The sequence below is a fragment of the Pseudarthrobacter sp. 05T312 genome (assembly GCF_056396685.1).
Genome location: NZ_JBFTLY010000031.1, coordinates 1 through 3,515 on the forward strand (window position 1 = coordinate 1; position 3,515 = coordinate 3,515).

The 3,515-nt window shown below is 64.6% G+C and carries 5 protein-coding genes; 1 reads left to right on the forward strand and 4 read right to left on the reverse strand.

Going from position 1 to position 3,515, the window contains the following annotated elements; all coding sequences use genetic code 11:
• Positions 1–468 precede the first annotated feature (468 nt).
• Positions 469–1,149: an SDR family NAD(P)-dependent oxidoreductase gene (locus tag AC1DIP_RS22065; protein ID WP_476207866.1), complete on the reverse strand. Its 681-nt coding sequence runs from the start codon at positions 1,147–1,149 to the stop codon at positions 469–471.
• Positions 1,150–1,240: 91 nt separating this feature from the next.
• On the opposite strand from AC1DIP_RS22065, the gene AC1DIP_RS22070 reads away from it, so the two are divergent.
• Positions 1,241–1,651 carry a winged helix-turn-helix transcriptional regulator gene (locus AC1DIP_RS22070; protein ID WP_477735101.1) on the forward strand — a complete coding sequence of 137 codons (411 nt, stop codon included), beginning with the start codon at positions 1,241–1,243 and terminating at the stop codon, positions 1,649–1,651.
• An 11-nt stretch (positions 1,652–1,662) separates the two neighbouring features.
• Here the strand turns inward: AC1DIP_RS22070 and AC1DIP_RS22075 are convergent, their stop codons facing one another.
• The 3 genes from AC1DIP_RS22075 to AC1DIP_RS22085 form a co-directional block, all read right to left on the reverse strand.
• Positions 1,663–1,806, reverse strand: coding sequence for a hypothetical protein (locus AC1DIP_RS22075; protein ID WP_476207862.1), 144 nt, complete (start codon positions 1,804–1,806; stop codon positions 1,663–1,665).
• Positions 1,803–2,486 (reverse strand): DsbA family protein, encoded by a 684-nt coding sequence (locus AC1DIP_RS22080; RefSeq protein ID WP_476207860.1) that lies wholly within the window; start codon positions 2,484–2,486, stop codon positions 1,803–1,805. Before AC1DIP_RS22080 ends, AC1DIP_RS22075 begins: the two co-directional genes overlap by 4 nt.
• Positions 2,487–3,229: 743 nt before the next feature.
• Positions 3,230–3,515, reverse strand: a 286-nt coding sequence (locus AC1DIP_RS22085; protein WP_477735100.1) for a hypothetical protein, incomplete at its 5' end; no start/stop codon positions are given.

The window sequence follows — 3,515 nt, forward strand, 5'->3', positions numbered from 1 at the left end:
AAGACCCACAGCGCCGATGGTACTGCACCCGGGAGGGTGTGGGAGAGTAGGTCACCGCCGGAACATCATTACATGGTCGAGGCCCCAACCACACGGTTGGGGCCTCCCACATTTAACAAACAAAACACCGCACTGCGGGCCTTCTGGCTCGCATAATGGCGGGCGGTGGCTGGGATGTGCCGGCCCCGCCGTCCTATACCCGCCCGGAATCGCATGCTTCCGGCTTTCCCTGGACGCCCCACCGCCTCCTTCACGTCCGGCTTCTGGCGATGTAGCTGGCCAGGCTGCAGAACCCGAATGCGCTACGGGCAGGTGCTCGAGTCGTCCATTGATTGCCGGCGCGCCGCACAACGTGGCGGGCCCGAGTTCGTCGAGAGGGGGCAACCCGTGTCAGGCCAGGGTCGGAGAAGAGGTCCAGCAGGTGTGGATCTCTGTGCGGCGACCCTAACCCTCTTGTAGATCGCTGGGTTACTGAGCGGCGTAAGGATGCTCGGCGCCGTCGCGGGTGTTGTAGAGGTTCCAGTAGTGCTCGGCGATCGTTTCGGCCTGGGTCTCTGGGCCGCCGGTGCCGATCCAGGCGAAGATCGGCACGTGGGCGACGTAGACGCCGGTTCCGGCGGTGGCCTGGTGCAGCTTGAGGGCGTAGGTTCGCAGGGCGCCCGACCCGATGGCGGTGGCCGCGAACTCGGCGGACCCGGCCAGCGGATCCATGGACGATCCGCCGGTGGTGTAAATGATGGTCCCCGAGCCGCGCTCGATCATGCCGGGTAGAACCTGCTTTGTCGCGGCGAGGCCGCCGTAAAGGTAGTAGTCGATCTGCGGCTGAATACTGGCATGGTCGGCCTCCAGCGGCGTCGCGTTCCGCAGCCCGGGGACGGGGTGGTGCGGGGCGGGCGAGTACTCGAGGACGTCGACCCTACCGAAGCGCTCCTTGATGCGGTCGAAAGCTGCGGCGACGGATGCAGGGTCCATGACGTCGGCGGCGAAGCCGGCGGCCTCGATCCCGGCGCCGGTCAGTTCGGCGGCGAGGGCGTCGAGCCTAGCCTGCGTCCGGGAGACGAGGGCGACGGAGAAGCCGTGGCCGCCGAAGGTCTTGGCGATGGACAGCCCGAGTCCGGATCCGGCTCCGACGATGGCGATGGTAGGCATTTTGTCCCTTTCGACTTATTACATACTGGTGGTGTGGCAGCAGACCAGGCGGACTGCATGCCGGGATTCATGGATGCTGAGGGTGGACGAGATGGCAATTGCGAGGACGATCAGCGGGCCGTGCCGGGCGTGGCCGGAGAATAGCGCGTTCATCCGCGAGGTGCTGGACCGGATCGGCGACAAGTGGACGATCCTGGTCATCAGCACGCTGGGGTCGGAGCCGCTGCGCTACTCCGACTTGCAAGCGAGCATCCCGGGCATCTCGCAGCGGATGCTAACGGTGACGTTGAAGGCGCTTGAGCGCGACGGGCTGCTCACCCGAACGGCGTACGCCGAGGTGCCGCCGCGCGTCGAGTACAACCTGACTCCGCTGGGCCGGTCACTGCTGGAGGCCGTGATGACCCTCGCGGGCTGGGCGGCCGACCATCACGGGGACGTCGCCGCCAGTCGCCGCGAGCACGAGCTGACCGGTGTCGGAAGGGAGAAGTCGGCCAGGGACTAGCCCTCCCCGCTTTACCGGGGATACGTCTCATAGACGCATTCGGGTGCCTCGGGGTGGAGGCCGGAGACCTCGCAGTGATCGCTGTCCCGCTCGCAGAATTCGACCGGCCCGGCGTCGAGGACCTTCAGTGCGGGGACTGGTGCATCCGCGCTCATGCCGGCACCTCCTCGGATGCGAGGGCTTCGACCAACTGGTCAAGGGCCTGGCCGTAGGCGGTCACAGACTGAGCGCCTGATGCCGCGAGCCGGCGGCCGAAGACCGTAAACGGCACCCCCTGCGCGCCCAGCGCCGCACCCTCGGAACCATCGGCCCGGACATCGGCGGCGAACTCCTGGCTCGCGAGGACGTCACGTACGCGTTCCCCGTCGAGGCCGAGGGACTGCGCTACCTCGACCATGACATCAGCGTCGTATGGGTCGATCTCACCGGAGAAGAACCGGTCCTGGATCTGGGAGAAGAACTCCAGGCCCCTGCCAGACTGCTCGGCGAAGTGCATCACACGATGCAAGTCGAACGTGTTGGCGTTCATCCGATCGAGATTGAACTGCAGGCCATCCCGGTGGGCGATCGCCTGGATCCGTTTCTCCGCTTGCAGGACGACTGAGGGGTCTCCGCCGTGCTTGCGCATGAAGACATCTGCGATGGGCTCGGGCTCCTTCGGGGAGTCGGGGTTCAGCTCGAAGGAACGAATCTTCACCTGGAATCGGCCCGAGTCCGGCCGGACCTCAATCGCGCGCTGTAGTCGGTGCTTGCCGACATAGCACCAGGGGCACCCGAGGTCGGCCCAGACCTCGACGACGACGGGGGTCTGTTCGGCTGTGCTGTTCTGTTCCACGTTCATCACCTCACGATTGGTTCGTAACCCGATTGTGAGTGGGTTGAAGGAGGCTTACAAAAGGCACCTCAAAGTGCGTGGCGCTGAGCAGCGGCGGCCGCACGGTCATCTGCCCCGGCCGTGCCGGCCCCGCCGGTCACCCTGAGCTGACCAATCCTTTGACCGAGCACGTTTCCGTCTACACGGGCACGGAGTAACGGACAAGCAGTCCAAGGTGGTCTGGCCTTCTGGTGGACCAACCGCGCCGGCCCCGCACGTTGCGTACCAGCCGGCTTCGACGCGGGGGGAGCTGGTGGAGTCCGCCGGGACTGGCACCCCGGTCTGATTCCTCCAGGTCCCACCGGGGCGACTCGGACACCGGCCACCAAGTCCCTGGAAGCGGCAACCATCAGACCAAAGCGCGGACCGGAGGGCCCGCCTCCACCTGTCATGACCATGCCATGAAGGTTATGGGCACAGCCGAGCGAGCTGCCCGGCCTTATGGAGCCATGCCGGTTTGCGGCGACGGCGGTGGAACACTCGCTCCCTCTGCAGGTGGCTGCCGACCACCTGCAAAAGATGTGAGCCACTCCATAGAAGTCTGGAATCGCCTACGAAACTGGAAAACCCTCTGCTTAGACCCTGGAAACCGCGGTTTTCCGGGGTTTTGGGGTTGTTGGGGTGGGGCTTGGGCCGGTTTGCGGTGGGCGCGGTGGGCGTGTATTGTTTTCTAAGTCGCCGCGGGGGAGACAGTGAAGAACTGTTCACCGGGTGGCCAAAACCCCCACTTCAAGGCCAGATTCTGGTTGCTCTTTAGGGCGCTGGAAATCGGTTGGGGCGGTCTTCTCTTCGATGTGGGTCCTGAAAGATGGATTTGCTTCGGGGTGGGGGATCGGGTAAGTTTGAAAAGTTGCTCCGGAGCGATCCTGAACGTTGGTTTGGGTGGTGCCGGGTGTGTCTGTTGTTTGAGAACTCAATAGTGTGCCAAGTTTGTTGATACCGATTATGTATGTAATTGGTTGATTGTGCCGAATCGTGCCGCCCCTGTGG